Annotated in this window: 12 protein-coding genes; 6 read left to right on the top strand and 6 right to left on the bottom strand. The window is 74.2% G+C overall.

The window, feature by feature from the left end; translation table 11 throughout:
• Positions 1–51 precede the first annotated feature (51 nt).
• The 5 genes from GA0070562_RS13940 to GA0070562_RS13920 all read left to right on the top strand — a co-directional run bounded on the left by GA0070562_RS13940 (position 52) and on the right by GA0070562_RS13920 (position 4101).
• On the top strand, positions 52–231 hold the full coding sequence (locus GA0070562_RS13940; protein ID WP_091420839.1) for a hypothetical protein: 180 nt from the start codon (positions 52–54) through the stop codon (positions 229–231).
• Positions 232–262: 31 nt separating this feature from the next.
• A complete protein-coding gene (locus GA0070562_RS13935) occupies positions 263–994 on the top strand; it encodes a methyltransferase domain-containing protein (RefSeq protein WP_091420835.1) in 732 nt (243 codons plus the stop codon).
• Positions 991–2166 (top strand): alkaline phosphatase family protein, encoded by a 1176-nt coding sequence (locus tag GA0070562_RS13930; protein ID WP_091420832.1) that lies wholly within the window; start codon positions 991–993, stop codon positions 2164–2166. The genes GA0070562_RS13935 and GA0070562_RS13930 overlap by 4 nt, the downstream gene beginning before the upstream one ends.
• Before the next feature lie 158 nt (positions 2167–2324).
• Entirely contained in the window at positions 2325–3584 is a 1260-nt protein-coding gene (locus GA0070562_RS13925; RefSeq protein ID WP_091420830.1) for a DNA polymerase IV, read from the top strand.
• Between the two features lie 115 nt (positions 3585–3699).
• A complete protein-coding gene (locus GA0070562_RS13920) occupies positions 3700–4101 on the top strand; it encodes a DUF3040 domain-containing protein (protein ID WP_091420827.1) in 402 nt (133 codons plus the stop codon).
• A gap of 800 nt (positions 4102–4901) precedes the next feature.
• On the opposite strand, the gene GA0070562_RS13915 is transcribed toward GA0070562_RS13920, so the two are convergent.
• Genes GA0070562_RS13915 through GA0070562_RS13905 form a run of 3 tightly spaced genes read right to left on the bottom strand, consistent with a single transcriptional unit; the run spans position 4902 to position 9739 of the window.
• Complete coding sequence (locus GA0070562_RS13915) at positions 4902–7367, bottom strand: transglutaminase TgpA family protein (RefSeq protein ID WP_091420823.1); 2466 nt, start codon at positions 7365–7367, stop codon at positions 4902–4904.
• 16 nt (positions 7368–7383) lie between these two features.
• Complete coding sequence (locus GA0070562_RS13910) at positions 7384–8682, bottom strand: DUF58 domain-containing protein (RefSeq protein ID WP_091420820.1); 1299 nt, start codon at positions 8680–8682, stop codon at positions 7384–7386.
• 1 nt (position 8683) lies between these two features.
• The gene (locus GA0070562_RS13905; protein WP_091420819.1) at positions 8684–9739 is read right to left on the bottom strand and encodes an AAA family ATPase; all 1056 of its coding nucleotides are present in this window, start codon (positions 9737–9739) and stop codon (positions 8684–8686) included.
• A 398-nt stretch (positions 9740–10137) separates the two neighbouring features.
• On the opposite strand from GA0070562_RS13905, the gene leuS reads away from it, so the two are divergent.
• The gene (leuS, locus tag GA0070562_RS13900) at positions 10138–12978 is read left to right on the top strand and encodes a leucine--tRNA ligase (protein ID WP_091420818.1); all 2841 of its coding nucleotides are present in this window, start codon (positions 10138–10140) and stop codon (positions 12976–12978) included.
• A gap of 45 nt (positions 12979–13023) precedes the next feature.
• Here the strand turns inward: leuS and GA0070562_RS13895 are convergent, their stop codons facing one another.
• Genes GA0070562_RS13895 through GA0070562_RS13885 form a run of 3 tightly spaced genes read right to left on the bottom strand, consistent with a single transcriptional unit; the run spans position 13024 to position 15696 of the window.
• Positions 13024–13707 (bottom strand): TVP38/TMEM64 family protein, encoded by a 684-nt coding sequence (locus GA0070562_RS13895; RefSeq protein ID WP_372443342.1) that lies wholly within the window; start codon positions 13705–13707, stop codon positions 13024–13026.
• Between the two features lie 29 nt (positions 13708–13736).
• The gene (locus tag GA0070562_RS13890; RefSeq protein ID WP_091420812.1) at positions 13737–14459 is read right to left on the bottom strand and encodes a type 1 glutamine amidotransferase; all 723 of its coding nucleotides are present in this window, start codon (positions 14457–14459) and stop codon (positions 13737–13739) included.
• The gene (locus GA0070562_RS13885) at positions 14449–15696 is read right to left on the bottom strand and encodes a MurT ligase domain-containing protein (protein WP_091421964.1); all 1248 of its coding nucleotides are present in this window, start codon (positions 15694–15696) and stop codon (positions 14449–14451) included. Before GA0070562_RS13885 ends, GA0070562_RS13890 begins: the two co-directional genes overlap by 11 nt.
• Between the last annotated feature and the right edge of the window lie 261 nt (positions 15697–15957).

Genomic DNA, 15957 nt, shown 5'->3' with positions numbered 1-15957 from the left:
TCCCGACGCGGGTGGGCAGAGTGGCCCACCCGGGGTATGGGGGATGAACAGATGACCTTTCACCGCACGTACGCCGGTGGCGTGGCCAACGCCCGACGGACCCGCCTCGGCGCCGACTGGGCGCCCACCCACGAGGCCGAGCCGCGGGAATACCAGGTGACCGACGGCCCGGTGGCCAACAACCAGCGCTCCCGCGCCGAGGACGACCCCGCCGGCGGCGGCGAGTCCTGAACCCGGGCCGGGGGGTGACTAGGCTCGGCGCGTGGATCAGATCCGAACCCTCACCCCCCGCACCGCCGTCATCTGGTCGGTGGTCCGGGCCGAGCTGGACCGGCGGGCCGGCGAACGACTCTCCGTGCTCGACGTCGGCGGCGGGACCGGCGGCTTCGCCGTCCCGCTCGCCGAGGCCGGTCACCGGGTCACGGTGGTCGACGCCAGCCCCGACGCGCTCGCCGCGCTGACCCGCCGGGCCGCCGAGGCCGGGGTCGCCGATCGGGTACGCGCGACGCAGGGCGACGCCGACGCGCTCACCGGACTCGTCGAACCGGCCACCGTGGACCTGGTGCTCTGCCACTCCGTCCTCGAAGTGGTCGACGACCCGGAACCGGTGATGTCCGCGCTGGTCACCGCGTTGCGCCCGGGTGGGGCCGCGAGCGTGCTCGTCGCCGGCCGGGCCGCCGCCGTGTTCGGCCGGGCGATGAACGGGCAACTGGACGCCGCCGCCGCGCTCGCCGCCGACCCGCGCGGCACCACCGGCGGCCGGGACACGCTGCGCCGCCGCTACGACACCACCGACGCGAGCGCGCTGCTCACCGCCGCCGGCCTCGTCGTGGAGGAGATCCACGGGGTACGGGTGCTCGCCGACCTGCTCCCGGCCGCGGTCGCCGACGGGCAGCAGGCCGCCCTGGTGGAACTGGAGCGCGCGCTCGCGGCCCGGTCCCCGTACCGCGATCTCGCCGCCCAGCTGCACCTGTTCGCCCGCCGCCCGGCATGACCGGCCCGGCCCCCGATCCGGCTCCCGGCCCGCTGGACCGGGTGGCGCCGCGCTACGACGGCGGCGGCCTGACCGACGTGCTGCCGAGCGCGCTGGCGCTGCTCGGCGTACCGGGCGCGGCCGACCGGCTCGGCCTGGCCCCACGCCTGGCCGGGGTACGCCGGATCGCGGTGCTGCTCGTCGACGGCCTCGGCTGGTACCAGATCCCCACCGCCGCCCCGTACGCCCCGACGCTCGCCGGCCTGGCCGCCACCGTCGGCCGGCCGCTCACCACCGGCTTCCCGTCCACCACGCCGACCAGCCTGGTCAGCCTCGGCACCGGCACCCCGTCCGGCGCGCACGGCGTGCTCGGCTTCACGGTCCGGGTGCCCGGCACCGACCGGGTGCTCAACCACGTCGACTGGGCCGGCGACCCGGACCCGGCGAGCTGGCAGCCGGTGCCCACCTGGTACCAGCGGGCGCGCGCCGCCGGGGTCGCTGTGACAGTGGTCAGCCGTCCCGAGTTCGCCGGCAGCGGCCTGACGCTCGCCGCCAACCGGGGCGGCGACTACCGGGGCGCGGCAGGCGTCGACGCGCTCGCCGCCCGGATGCTGGCGGCGCTGGCCGCCGGGGACGGGCCCGCACTCGTCTCCGGCTACCACCCCGACCTGGACCGGCACGGGCACCTCAGCGGCGTGGACTCCGCTCCCTGGCGGACCGCTGCCGCCGACGTGGACACGCTGCTGGCCCGGCTCGTCGACGGCCTGCCGCCGGCCGCCGCGCTGCTGGTCACCGCCGACCACGGCCAGCTCGACGTGCCCGCCGCGCACCGGATCGACCTGGACGCCGACCCCCGCCTGCGGGCCGGGGTACGGGTGGTCGCCGGCGAGCCCCGCGTCCGCTACCTGCACGTCGAGCCGGGCGCCGAGGCCGACGTGACGGCCGCCTGGACCGCGGTGCTGGGCCCGGCCGCGCACGTGCTGACCCGGGCCGAGGCGGTGGCGACCGGCTGGTTCGGGCCGGTGCCCGAGGCGCACCTGACCCGGATCGGCGACGTGGTGGCGGTCTGCCGGGACACGTACGCGGTGGTGGCCACCCGCTCCGAGCCGCCGATGGCGTCGCGGCTGGTGGCGTACCACGGCGCGGACACCGCCGCCGAGATGACGGTCCCGCTGCTGGTGGTCCGGGGCTGACCCCGCTTCGTCCGCGCCTCCGCGCTGGGGCCCTGGTTGGCCCGCCTCGTCCGCGGCCGGCGGGCGGTGGCTGCCGGCCTGGGTCTCGTCCGGGGCCGGTGGGCGTCGCCGTGGGCCTGGGCGGTGGGGTTGTCGGACCGGCGGGCTAGCCTGCTGACATGGGCCGTAGCCAGTCGTTGCCCCGGGGCGGTGACCCGCGCTTCGGGCCGGACGCCGACGACACCGGCTGCACCATCCTGCACGTCGACATGGATGCGTTCTACGCCTCGGTGGAGGTGCGCCGCCGACCCGAGCTGCGCGGCCGGCCGGTGGTGGTGGGCGGCGTCGGGCCGCGCGGCGTGGTCAGCTCCGCCAGCTACGAGGCCCGGCGGTACGGCGTCCGTAGCGCGATGCCCACCGCCCGCGCCCGGGCGCTCTGCCCCGGCGCGGTCTACCTCCCGCCCGACTTCGCCGCCTACACCGAGGCGTCACGGGCGGTCATGCGGATCTTCCGGGACGTCACCCCGCTGGTCGAGCCGCTCTCGCTGGACGAGGCGTTCCTCGACGTGGCGGGCGCCCGCCGGCTGTTCGGCCGGCCCGCCGACATCGCCGCGCTGATCCGCCGCCGGGTCGCCGAGGAACAGCAACTGACCTGTTCCGTGGGCGTGGGGCCGAGCAAGTTCGTGGCCAAGCTCGGCTCCACCCGGGCCAAACCCGACGGCCTGCTCGTGGTCCCGGCCGCGCAGGTGCTGGACTTCCTGCACCCGCTGCCGGTGTCCGCCCTGTGGGGCGTGGGGGAGCGTTCCGCGGACGCGCTGCGCCGCCTCGGCCTGCGTACCGTGCGCGACCTCGCCGAGGCGCCGGCCGGCCTGCTGCGCCGGGCCGTGGGCGAGGCGTCCGCCACCCACCTGCACGAGCTGGCCCGGGGGCGTGACCCGCGCGGGGTCACGCCCGAGCAGGTGGAGAAGTCGATCGGCGCGGAGGTCACGTTCGACACCGATGTGAGCGACCCGGACGAGATCCGGCGGTCCCTGCTCGCGCTCGCCGACAAGGCCGGCGCTCGGCTGCGGGCGGCCGGACAGGTGGGCCGTACCGTGTCGCTGAAGGTCCGCTTCGCCGACTTCCGGACGATCAGCCGCTCCCGTACGCTCGCCGTGCCCACCGACACCGCCCGGGAGATGTTCGACACGGCCTGGGCGCTGTGGGGTGCGCTGGCCCCGGGCGAGCCGGTCCGGCTCGTCGGTGTCCGGATGGAAGGTCTCGCCCCCGCGGGGGAGACCCCGCAGCAGCTCACCCTGGGTGCGCCCGAGCGCGGCTGGCGCGAGGCGGAGGCGGCGGCCGACGCCGCGGCTGCCCGATTCGGGCGGTCCGTCATAGGTCCGGCCAGTCTTCTCGGCCGTCGTGATACACGACAAGTCGAAAAACCCACCCGGCCGTAGGTCGTCCCGCTTTCCGACGCGCGGGGGCCCTCGTAGACTTGCGGGTAAGCAGCCGGTTGGCTGCCACGGTCTGTCGGCCCGACCGGGCCGACCAACGTGACCGGGGAGGAGTGCCGTGCCGCTCTCGGAGCACGAGCAGCGGCTGTTCGAGCAGATCGAGCGGTCGCTTGCCGAGGACCCCAAGTTCGCCTCGGCCGTGCGCGCCAGCGACCCGCGTTTCCACGCGCGGCGTCGCGTGCTCGTCGCTGCCGGCGTGGTCGTCGCTGGTCTGGCCCTGTTGATCTACGGTGCCGTGATCAAGATTCCCCCGGTGGCCGTGGCGGGTTTCGTCGTCATGCTGGCCTCGTTGGGCTACGCGGTGCAGTCGCACCGCCGATCCCAGTCGCCCGACCTGCACGTGGTCGGCGGCACAACGAGCCGGCGTCGTCCCCGTGGCCGCAGTGGTGGTGGCCGCCGGGGTTCCTTCCTCGACCGGATGGAGGACCGCTGGCGGCAGCGCCCGGAGGGCCACCGCTGACCGCGTCCCGCCCCTGAACCGGGGCGGGAAACCGGCGGCGCCTCCGTGACAGGTCGGCAAGCGCCGCCGGGGCGACCGGCTGCCGGTTCGCCGTGGGCACACGCGGGCGAGGGCGCTCGCTCAGTCGTGCCCGAAATCGAGTTCACCGCCCCGCCGCGGCGGCACCACCTCGCGGTCCGCCTCCCGTGGACACCGCCGCGCCTCCGTCAGCACGTTGATGCGCGCCCCGCTCGCACCCCGCCCGGGCTGTCACCGTAGAGCTTCCCCGCCTCGACGTGACGCCACCTGCCCGGCCACCTGCCGTAGCCCAACGGCCCGCTCCCACGCGATCTTGCACTCCCGGCCCGCGCCGCGCCCCGATGTCTTCCACGCGATCTTGCACTTTCGGCCCAAGCTGTGCCCCGAATGTCCCGTTCACCCGGGCACAGACTGCAAGATCGCGGATCACCCCGGACTGGGCGAACAACGTGCTCACCGCCACCGCCACCGCCACCGCCACCGCCACCGCCGCGGCGGGCTGCCCAGCCCGTCCGTCCCCTCAATCACGCGCCGCCCGAGAGGCGGGATTCGCCGCCCATATCCCGGGCGCCGCCGTAGATCTTGGTACGAAAGCGCCCCTATGGGGGCCATTTCGTACCAAGATCTCGCGTGCATCCGGGCGGGGCGGCGGCCCAGAAGCGGTGATCAAGGAGTTTGTGTCGTCAGCGGGGCTGGAACTGGACACAAACTCCTTGATCAACGATGAGAGGGCGGGAGGCCCGGGGGCGGAAGGGCAGGCGGACGGGCGGGCGGGGATGGGGTCAGCGGGCGGGGCGGCCGGCCAGGAGGCGGCGAGGGCTCCAGCGCGTCATCCGCTGCCGGACCTCACCGCTCGTGGTCACCACCCGTGCCGACCGCTCGGCCAGACCGGTGCGCCAGCGCTGCAGCACCGACGGGGGCAGCAGCGCGGCCAGCAGCCGGGTACGGCGGTCCGCGCCCGCCGCCAACGCGCCCCGGACCATGCGCAGCGCCGGCTGCAACTCCGCGTCGGTCAGCGGGTCACGGGCGTAGCGGGCTCGCTCCTCGGCGCGGCCGAGCAGGCGTACCCCGGTCGCGGCGTCTCCCCTCTCGGCGAGCGCCTCCCGGGCAAGCCGCTCGGCGGTGGCCCGTGGGGTTTCCGTGCGGTCCACCCGGACGTGGAAGTCGACGAGCGTGTCGAGCAGCTCGTCCCAGGCGGCGTGCGCGTCGGCGCGGGCCGCCTCGGCGTCCACGCCGACGACGACCTGCCGTGTCTCGCCGCGCTGGCCCGGCACCGGCAACGCGGTGGCCGCGGGCGTGACCGCCCGGACGCGCCGGCGGCGGCGCAGGGCGGAGCGGCGCAGGGCCGGTACGGCGAGCAGCGCCAGCAGCGCCAGCGCACCGGCCAGCCACCACGGCCAGACCGGGCTCTCCTCGGCGGGCCCGCCCTGGTTGAGCGTGAGGCCCTGGTCGGTGTCCTTGTCGAGCCGGTCCGCCTCGTTCGGCCCGGCCGACGGGCCGGCCGCGTCGGGAGCGCTGGTGCTGCCGGTCGAGGGGGTGGCCTCCTCGGGGGCGTCGATGTCCGGCGCCCAGGCCGAGCGGACCGAGCCCGCCACGGCCGCCGCCGGGGTGGCGTCGAACGGCACCCAGCCGATCCCGCTGAAGTTGACCTCGGTCCAGGCGTGCAGGTTGCGGTTGGTCAGCACGTACGTGCCGCTGTCGGCCCTGCTGCCGTTGGTGAACCCGACGGCGACCCGGGCCGGGATGCCCGCGGCGCGGACCAGCCACGCCATCGCCGCGGCGTACTGCTGGCAGTAGCCGACCTTGGTGGCGAGGAAGTCGGTGATGTCCTCCCCGCTGCTGCCGTTGCGGGTGGACAGCGAGTAGGTGAAGCCGTTCTCCACGGAGAAGTAGTCGTAGATCGCCCGGACCTTGTCGTAGTCGTTCGACTTGCCCTTGACCAGCTCCGCGACCAGTTCCTCGACGGCCGGTACGGACGGCCGCTCGGTCTGCTGCCGCATCACCGGGCTGTCCGAGGGCAGCGACGGGGCCGCGCGCAGCGCCGCCGGGCTGAAGGTGGACCGGACGTAGTCGAAGGAGTAGCTCTTACCGCGGGCGTTGTCCCGGTTGGAGAAGACGACCTGCTGGTTCGGGTCGTACAGCCAGTTGCCGTTGAGGTCGTCGGTCTTGACCGGCTCGGCGTAGACCGGCATCAACGGCATGTTCAGGTTCCTCGTCACCTCGACGGTGGCGCGGTAGCGCTGCTGGTCGACGCCGCGCGGGGCGCGTTCCCCCGGGTCGGGCAGCGGGCGGGTGATCGGCCGCCCGGTGGGCACACGTGCCTGGAAGCCGCTGGGCCGCAGGTCGTCGACCACGCCCAGGCGCAGGTAGAACGGGGTCGTCTCGTTGGTGCTGACCTTGACCAGATCGATCACCTCGCTCTGGTTGAGCTGACCGCTGAGCGCCGCGAACAGGTCGACCCTGCCGGAGCTGCCGCCCTGGCCCGGCCGCCCGTTGCCCTCGCCGGGCCCGGCGCCGACGTTGTTCAGCAGCCCGCCGGTCATCCCGGGCACGGCCAGCGGCAGCGCCACCGCCACGATCACGCCGACCACTGCGAGCCGCCGTCCCGCCGCGGCCAGCGGGGACGCCTCCCAGACGTCCACGTCGCGCCCCTCGCCGGTGAACCGGCGGCCGAACCGGCGTACCCGGTCGACGTTGTCGGTGACCAGCAGCCAGAGGTAACCGGCGGCGCCCACCACGAACGGGGTGGCCGGAACGCTGTCCACGTACACCGCGACCGGCACCGAGTAGATGGCCAGCATCGGCAGGCCGGCCAGCGCAGGCCGGCGCAACCCGACCGCGAGCACGTCCACCACCACGGCGACCGCGCCGATGCCGAGCACCGCGAGGAACAGCAGCGAGTCGACGTCCGGCACCTTCACGCCGTACGAGCGCATGTCCTGCAACGACGTCTGGAGCAGGTCGCCGAAGTGCCCGAACGTGGCCGGGGTCGGCACGAACGCGAGCAGTTCGGTGCCGCCGGGGAAGACCCACGTCAGGCCCAGGGTCAGCCCGGCCAGCATGGCCAGCACCTGCCCCCACAGCGGCATCCGGCCCAGGCGGCTCAACGCGGCCGAGCCGGCCACCACGGCGACCACGACGGCGGCCTGGATCAGCCAGGTCCAGCGTTCGAAGATCGCCGACAGTGGGGCCGCCGCCAGCAGCGTCGCCGCCGCGGCGACGAACCCGATGTTGCGGTGCGGGGTCACAGGACCATCCTTCCGGTCATCGCCGTCCGCCGGCCACCGTCTCGGCCATGGCGGCTCGCAGCGCGAAGCCCTGCGAGCCCCGCCCGGCCTGCGGCCACAGCATCGGCAGTCGGGTGCCGTGCTCCACCCCGATGACCCGCCAGCCGCTCTGCAGCAGCGCGAGCGCGGCGGCGCCGTGCGCCCGCTCCGCCTCGATCCGGGCGTTCGGCGGGAGGTTGAGCCAGGTGTTGCTGTCGAGCAGGAACGCCACACAGGTGGCGCCGTTGCCGCGCAGCCCGGCCAGCAACTCCGCCTCGGCGGTGCCGAGCGTGCCGAGCAGCGCGATGATCAGACCGCCGTCGGCGCGCTGCCGGATCTGCTGCACCAGCGTGGTGATCTCGCCGCGCCGGTCCAGGTGCACGTCGGCGAGCTGGTCGAGCAGCAGTCCCTCGCCGCCGGCCTCGGTGGCCCCGACGTCGGCCCCGTTGCCGGTGACCAGCCGCAGCTTGTAGCCGGCCTCGCGCAGGTGCACGGCGATGCTGGCGGCGGCCGAGACCGCCCACTCGAAGCTCGCCGTCGGGCCCTCGCCCCGGTGCCCGGCGGCGCGGGTGTCGAGCACCACCGTGGCCCGGCTCTCCCACGGCTGCTCCTCGCGGCGCACCATCAGCTCGCCGGTGCGGGCGGTTGACTTCCAGTGCACCCGGCGCAGGTCGTCGCCCATCCGGTACTCCCGGGTGGCGGCGTCGTCCTCGCCGTGCACCGCCACCGAGCGGGCCCGGCTGTCGCCGCTGCCGGCGTACTCACCCGGCAGCCGCACCGCGGGCAGCGGGGTGACCTGCGGGATCACCGTGAGGTGGTCGGTGCTGGGGAACGACCGGGTCAGCTCGCACAGGCCGAACGGGTCGGTCAGCCGGATCACCAGCGGCCCCACCTCGTAGCGGCCGCGCACGTCCGCGCGGACCGTGTACGCCACGGAGCTGGCCTGGTGCGCGCCGAGCCGCTCCAGCACCACCCGGGGCCGGCTGCCCAGCGCGTACGGCAGGCGGTCCTCCAGCAGCAGCGTGCCGGTGGGCAGCCGGGACAGGTTCTGCAGCCGCAGCACCACCCGGGAGCTGGCGCCGACCGGCACCCGGTGCGGCTCCAGCGACCGGTTGCAGGCCAGCTTGTACCGGCTGCGCCCGACGTACGCGGCGGCCAGCAGCGGCAGCACGGCGAGCAGGACCGCCACCCGGAGCAGGTCCTTCTCGCCCAGGATGCCGGCGGAGATCGCCGCGGCCACCGCGGCCGCCAGGAAGGAGCGGCCGCGGGTGGTCAGCCCACGCAGGCCGTCACGCACGTCACGGCCTCCGCGGCTCGTACGGCCCGCGGCCGTTGTTGCCGGCGCCGGGCCGGGTGTCGTACGGCGACCGCTGCCGGTCGTGCGGGAGCGGCAGGCGGTGCACCAGCTCGGAGACGATCGCGTCGGTGGTACGCCGGGCCAGCTGGGCGTCCGCGGTCGGGATGATCCGGTGTGCCAGGACCGGCACCGCGAGCACCTGGAGGTCGTCCGGCAGGACGTAGTCGCGGCCCTCCAGGGCGGCCACCGCGCGGGCGGTGCGCAGCAGCTGGAGCGTGGCGCGCGGGGACGCGCCCAGCCGCAGGTCGGGCGCCTCCCGGGTGGCGGTGACGAGGTCGATCGCGTACTGCTTGACGGCGTCGGCGACGTGCACCTGCCGGACGTGGCCGATCAGCCGGCGGACCGTGGCCGCGTCGGAGACCGGACGCAGCCCCGGCAGCGGGTCGGTCGCGGCGTGCCCGTCGAGCATGGCCAGCTCGGCGCGCGGGTCCGGGTAGCCCATGGCGATGCGGGCGGTGAAGCGGTCCCGCTGCGCCTCGGGCAGCGGGTAGGTGCCCTCCATCTCGATCGGGTTCTGCGTCGCGATCACCATGAACGGCGTCTGCAACTGGTAGGTGACCCCGTCGACGGTGACCTGTCGCTCCTCCATGCACTCCAGCAGCGCCGACTGGGTCTTCGGTGAGGCCCGGTTGATCTCGTCGCCGACCACCAGGTTGGCGAAGACCGCGCCGGGGCGGAACTCGAAGTCGTGCGTCTCCTGGTTGTAGACGCTGACACCGGTGACGTCGCTGGGAAGCAGGTCGGGGGTGAACTGGATCCGCCGGACCGAACAGTCGATGGAACGTGCCATCGCCTTGGCGAGCTTGGTCTTGCCGACGCCGGGCACGTCCTCGATGAGCAGGTGACCCTCGGCCAGCAGCACCGCCAGGGCGAGCCGGACGGTGGCGGTCTTGCCCTCGATGACCTGCTCGATGTTGGCCACGATGGCCTCGCTGGCGGCGCGGAACTCGTCGTGCGGCAGCAGACCGCCCACCTCGTCCCAGGTCTGTTGTGTCACGGGCCTCCTCCTCGTCGCCTGGACGGCAGCTCTTTATAGAGCACCTGGACCCGCCGTTGGGTTCGCGACGCCGAGCCTCGTCTGCCGCAGAAATCTCATTGGCCTCTCAGGCTAACCATGTTTGTCGTTACTGCCGACTCCCGCAGGTGGTCGGTCGGTTACGCCCGGAATATTCGCCGGACCGGGGGACCGGGCGTCGACCCGGGAACGGGCGAGCCCTCCGGCGGGCGGGCGAGGTACACTGCCGTGCATGGCCGGGTTCTACCTGCTTCTTACCGAGCCGTGTTGATGCGCTGAACGCGCGACAGCACGGCCGCCCCTCCTGCGCGAGGGGCTTTTTTGTGCCCGCAGCAGACCGCCCACAATTTTTCGAATTTGATCCGCGCCGAGGAGACGCCATGAGTGAGGCAGCCGCACCGGCGACCGACATTCCCCCGTTCCGGTACACCGCCGCCCTGGCCGACGAGATCGAACACCGCTGGCAGGACACCTGGGAGCGGGACGGCACCTTCTACGCGCCGAACCCGGCGGGCCCGCTGGCCGACCCGGGCCACCCGCGCGCGGGCGCCGAGAAGCTGTACGTGCTGGACATGTTCCCGTACCCGTCCGGCGCGGGCCTGCACGTCGGTCACCCGCTGGGCTACATCGGCACCGACTGCTACGCCCGCTACCAGCGGATGGCCGGGCGCAACGTGCTGCACGCGATGGGCTTCGACGCGTTCGGCCTGCCCGCCGAGCAGTACGCGGTGCAGACCGGCACCCACCCCCGGACCACCACCGAGGCGAACATCGAGCGGTACCGGGCGCAGCTGCGCCGGCTGGGGCTGGGCCACGACGAGCGGCGCTCGGTGGCGACCATCGACACCGACTTCTACCGCTGGACCCAGTGGATCTTCCTGCAGATCTTCAACTCCTGGTACGACGCGGACGCGCGCAAGGCCCGGCCGATCGCCGAGCTGATCGCCGAGTTCGAGGGCGGCACCCGCGCCACCCCGGACGGGCGTGGTTGGGCCGAGCTGTCCGTGGGGGAGCGGCGCCGGATCGTCGACGACCACCGCCTGGCGTACGTCTCGGAGGCGCCGGTGAACTGGTGCCCGGGGCTGGGCACCGTGCTGGCCAACGAGGAGGTCACCGCTGACGGCCGCTCCGAGCGCGGCAACTTCCCGGTCTTCAAGCGCAACCTGAAGCAGTGGATGATGCGGATCACCGCGTACGGGGACCGGCTGCTGGAGGACCTGGACACGCTGGACTGGCCGGAGCCGATCAAGCTGCAGCAGCGCAACTGGATCGGCCGGTCGACCGGCGCGCACATCGACTTCCTGACCGACGCGGCGCCGGTACGCGTGTTCACGACGCGGCCGGACACCGTCTTCGGCGCCACCTACATGGTGCTGGCGCCCGAGCACGAGCTGGTCGACGTGCTGACGCCCGCCACCTGGCCGGAGGGCACCCGGGACGCCTGGACCGGTGGGCACGCCGGCCCGCGTGAGGCCGTCGAGGCGTACCGGAAGGCCGCCGCGGCCAAGACGGACGTGGAGCGGCAGGCGGACAGCAAGGAGAAGACCGGCGTCTTCGTCGGCGCCTACGCCACCAACCCGGTGACCGGCGGGCAGATCCCGATCTTCATCGCCGACTACGTGCTGGCCGGGTACGGCACCGGCGCGATCATGGCGGTGCCCGCCCAGGACGAGCGGGACTGGGAGTTCGCCGAGGTCTTCGAGCTGCCGATCGTGCGGACCGTGCAGCCGCCGGAGGGCTTCGACGGCAAGGCGTACACCGGTGACGGCCCGGCGATCAACAGCGCCGCGCCGGAGCGCGGCATCGACCTGGACGGCCTGGGCGTGACCGACGCCAAGGCACGGATCATCGAGTGGCTGGAGGCCAACGGGCACGGCGCCGGCGCGGTCACCTGGCGGCTGCGCGACTGGCTGTTCTCCCGGCAGCGCTACTGGGGCGAGCCGTTCCCGATCGTGTACGACGAGACCGGTGCGCCGATCGCGCTGCCCGAGTCGATGCTGCCGGTCGAGCTGCCCGAGGTGGAGGACTTCTCGCCGAAGACGTTCGACCCGGAGGACGCCGACAGCAACCCGGAGACCCCGCTGTCGCGGCGGCGCGACTGGGTCGAGGTCGAGCTGGACCTGGGTGACGGGCCCAAGCGCTACACCCGCGAGACCAACGTGATGCCGCAGTGGGCCGGCTCCTGCTGGTACGAGCTGCGCTATCTGGACCCGACCGACTCGCAGCGCTTCGCCGACCCGGAGAACGAGGCGTACTGGATGGGCCCGCGCGGCGCGGGCGACTGCGGGGGCACCGACCTGTACGTCGGCGGCGCCGAGCACGCCGTGCTGCACCTGCTGTACGCGCGCTTCTGGCACAAGGTGCTGTACGACCTGGGCCACGTCTCGTCCTTCGAGCCGTTCCGCCGCCTGTTCAACCAGGGCATGATCCAGGCGTACGCGTTCGTCGACCCGCGCGGCGCCTACGTGCCCGCCGAGGAGGTCGTCGAGGTCGACGGCCGCTGGTTCCACGGCGAGACCGAGGTCCGGCGCGAGTACGGCAAGATGGGCAAGTCCCTGAAGAACGTGGTCACCCCGGACGACATGTGCGCGGCGTACGGCGCGGACACGTTCCGGGTGTACGAGATGTCGATGGGCCCGCTGGAGGTGTCCCGCCCGTGGGAGACCCGGGCCGTGGTCGGCTCGTACCGGTTCCTGCAGCGGGTCTGGCGCACCGTGGTCGACGAGCAGACCGGTGAGCTGCGGGTCACCGACGAGCCGGCCGACGAGGCGACCCGGCGGCTGCTGCACAAGGTGATCGACGGGGTCCGCGCCGACATGGACGGGATCCGGTTCAACACCGCCATCTCCAAGCTGATCGAGCTGACCAACGGCCTGACCCGGCTGGCGCGTACCCCGCGCGAGGTGGCCGAGCCGCTGGTGCTGATGGTCGCCCCGTTCGCCCCGCACGTGGCCGAGGAGCTGTGGCACAAGCTGGGCCACGACGCCTCGCTGGCGTACGAGGACTTCCCGGTCGCCGATCCGGCGCTGCTGGTGGCCGAGTCGGTCACGTACCCGGTGCAGGTCAACGGCAAGGTCCGGGGCCGGATCGAGGTGCCGGCCGACGCCACCGAGGAGACCGTCCGCGCGGCGGCGCTGGAGGCCGTGGCCGGCGCGCTGGGCGGCAAGGAGCCGCGCAAGGTGATCGTGGTGAAGGGCCGGATGGTCTCGGTCGTCGCCTGACCGGGCCGGTGGGCGTGTCCACATCGGGGACACGCCCGCCGCCGGTCATGCCGGCTCGGACCGGCGTCGCCGTTCGGCCCGCCACCAGCGGTGGATGATCAGCACGCTGGCGATCAGGCCGAGGCTCGCAGGCGCCGCCGCGTACCAGTTGATCGAACCGGGCGTGCTCACGGCCGCGCCGATCGCCGCGTAGCCGATGGCGGTGGGGGCGGAGGCGATCACGCTGCCGGCCAGGAACGGCATCACCCGGGCGGCGGTGGTGCCGTAGCCGTAGCTGACCAGCCCGAACCCGGCGATCGGCAGCAGCCGTACGGTGATCACGCCGAAGACGCTCTGCCGGGCGAACCAGCCGTCGAGGCGGGCCAGCCGGCCGCGTACCCGCTCGGCGACGAAGTCACGGCCGAGCACCCGGCCCACCGTGAAGCCGATGGCCGCCGCGAGCAGCGCCGCGCCGAGCGCGTACGCGGCGCCGTGCACCGGGCCGAAGATCGCGCCCGCGGCCAGCGTGACGAACGTCCGCGGCACCAGCGCCACCAGCAGCAGCGCGCCGCCGACCACCGCCGCGGGCGGACCGTAGCCGCCGAGCGAGTCGGCGAGCCGGGGCAGGTCGGCCGGGTCCGGCCGGGGCACCAGCAGCAGCGTCACGCCGAACCCGGCGAGCAGCAGCAGGAGCAGCCCGAACCGGCGCGCCGAGGGCTGCCGCAGCAACCCGGCGAGCCGGCGGGCCACCGGTCGCCGCCCCGGCCGGGCGGCGTCGGTCACGGCCTCGGGGCGGCGGCCACCGCGGTGCGGCGCTCGGAGCGGAGGCGGTCGGCCCAGGTGTCGTCGAGCGGGGGGAGCTGGTGGATGCCGGTCGCCCAGCGCAGCAGCAGGTCGGCCAGGTCGGGGTTGCGCGCCAGCGCCGGGCCGTGCGAGTAGGTGCCGAGCAGCTTGCCCCGCCACGCGCCCTCGGTGGCCCCGTCGTTGCCGACCCCGGTGGTGACCCGGGCCAGCGGGGACACGCCCGGGCCGAGGTGGGTACGGCCGCCGTGGTTCTCGAACCCGGACAGGTGCGGGATGCCCAGCCGCGGGTCGACCTCGCCGGCCAGCTCGCCCACCGCCCGGGTGGGGCCGCGGTCGGAGGACAGGTCGAGCAGCTCCAGGCCGGCGCAGCGGGTGCCCTTGGCGAAGAAGGAGGTGCCGAGGAGCTGGTAGCCGGCGCAGACGCCGAACACCACCGAACCCTGGGCCACCGCCCGGTGCAGGCCGCCGTCGGCGATCAGTCGCTGGGCGCCGAGCGCCTGCGGGCCGTCCTCGCCGCCGCCGATCAGGTAGATGTCGGCGGTGGCGGGCAGCCGCTGGTCGGAGCGGACCTCGAGCACCTCGACCGGCATGCCGCGCAGCTGGGCCCGGCGGGCCAGGATCAGCGCGTTGCCCCGGTCGCCGTAGGTGGACAGCAGGTCGGGATAGATCCAGACGATGCGCAGGCTCTCAGTTGACACGGTCCAGCTCCGCTCGGATGTCCTGGAAGGCGGTGTAGTTGGCGATGACCTCCAGCCGGCCCGGCGGCACGGCGCGGACGGCCTCGTCGAAGCTGCGTACGTGCTGGAACGGCACGCCGTTGACCTCCAGCCGCACCGCCAGGTCGTACGCCCGGTCGCCGGTGATCAGCACCTGCCGGCCGGTCAGCGGGGAGAAGTCCACGTCGAACAGCCAGGACGTGTCCAGGCCGTCGGGGTCGCGGGCGTTGATGGACAGCAGTGTCGGCGCGACGTCGGCCATGTCGAACGCCTCCAGCCAGCTCGCCGGGTTCTTCGCCAGCAGCAGCCGGATGTTGCGCCCGTCGCGGTCGACCTGGGCGTAGCGGCCGGCCACCGAGGTGACGGTGCCGAGCCGGGACACCGCGTCCACCGGGCGTACGCCGAACTCGGCGGCGACGGCCAGGGCGGTGGCCGCGTTGCCGAGGTTGACCTTGCCGGGGAGCTGGAGCTGGATCTTGTGCCAGGCGCCGGTGGGGTCGAGCACGCCGTCGTCCTCGACCGTCCAGTTCGGCTCCGGGCGGCGCAGCGGGCACCCGGTGCACCACCACTGCTCGCCGGAGCGCTGGATGGTGGAGCCGCACTCGGGGCAGACCCAGGAGTCGTCGTGCCAGCGCTGCCCGGCGCTGAACCAGGTGACGTGCGGCGGCACGTGACCCTGGGCCGGGTCGGCCGGCGGGCAGGCGGCCCACACCACCATCGGGTCGTCGGCGTTGGCGACCACCCGGATCCGCGGGTGCCGGACCAGGGCGGCGCGCCAGAGCTGCGCCATCATGGCGACCTCCTTGGCGCGGTCGAGCTGGTCGCGGGAGAGGTTGAGCAGCGCCACCACGTGCGGCTCGGTCGCCTCCAGCACCTGGGCGAGGTAGTGCTCGTCCACCTCCAGCACGGCGTACGGCGTGCTGCCGGCCTTGGCCAGCGCCGAGGTGTGGCCGGTGGGCATGTTCGCGCCGAAGGAGTTGGTGGCGACCCGGCCCAGCACGCCGACCGCGGCGGTGGTGAGCCGGGTGGTGGTGGTCTTGCCGTTGGTGCCGGACACCAGGGCGATGGCGCGCCCGGCCGAGAGGTGGGCGAGCAGGTCCGGGTCGATCTTGAGGCCGATCCAGCCGCCGATCACCGAGCCGTCGCCACGGCCCGCAGCCCGCGACAGCGCCGCGGCGGTGCGCGACACGGAGCTGGCCACCTTTGCCCGCAAGGGCATCTTCGCGTCCGTCACCCGAGCGAGGTTACCGGACCGCCACCTCCACCAGATCGCCGCCGACGGCGAACCGTTCGGCCGGGGACGGCCCGGCGGACGGCCGGAGCGCGCGGGGCCGGACGGCGGCGGTCGATGTCGGGTAGCGGACGGTGTGGAGGGCGCCCCACCCCCTCCACTCGGCCCCACCCGCGTTGACGTGCGGTTTTGTGCGCGGAAACGCCACGCCGCGCGGGCGATTCTGGTTGCAGGTGGAGGGAAGTGGAG

The sequence above is a fragment of the Micromonospora tulbaghiae genome, assembly GCF_900091605.1.
Classification (GTDB): domain Bacteria; phylum Actinomycetota; class Actinomycetes; order Mycobacteriales; family Micromonosporaceae; genus Micromonospora; species Micromonospora tulbaghiae.
The sequence above is the reverse complement of the archived record's forward strand: the minus strand, read 5'-3'. Positions and strand labels throughout refer to the sequence as shown.

Excerpts from the sequence above, each read along its gene's own strand:
- GA0070562_RS13940 (WP_091420839.1), top strand. The coding sequence starts at position 52 with ATGACCTTTCACCGCACGTACGCCGGTGGCGTGGCCAACGCCCGACGG.
- GA0070562_RS13930 (WP_091420832.1), top strand. The coding sequence starts at position 991 with ATGACCGGCCCGGCCCCCGATCCGGCTCCCGGCCCGCTGGACCGGGTG.
- GA0070562_RS13925 (WP_091420830.1), top strand. The coding sequence starts at position 2,325 with ATGGGCCGTAGCCAGTCGTTGCCCCGGGGCGGTGACCCGCGCTTCGGG.
- leuS (WP_091420818.1), top strand. The coding sequence starts at position 10,138 with ATGAGTGAGGCAGCCGCACCGGCGACCGACATTCCCCCGTTCCGGTAC.
- GA0070562_RS13885 (WP_091421964.1), bottom strand. The coding sequence starts at position 15,696 with ATGCCCTTGCGGGCAAAGGTGGCCAGCTCCGTGTCGCGCACCGCCGCG.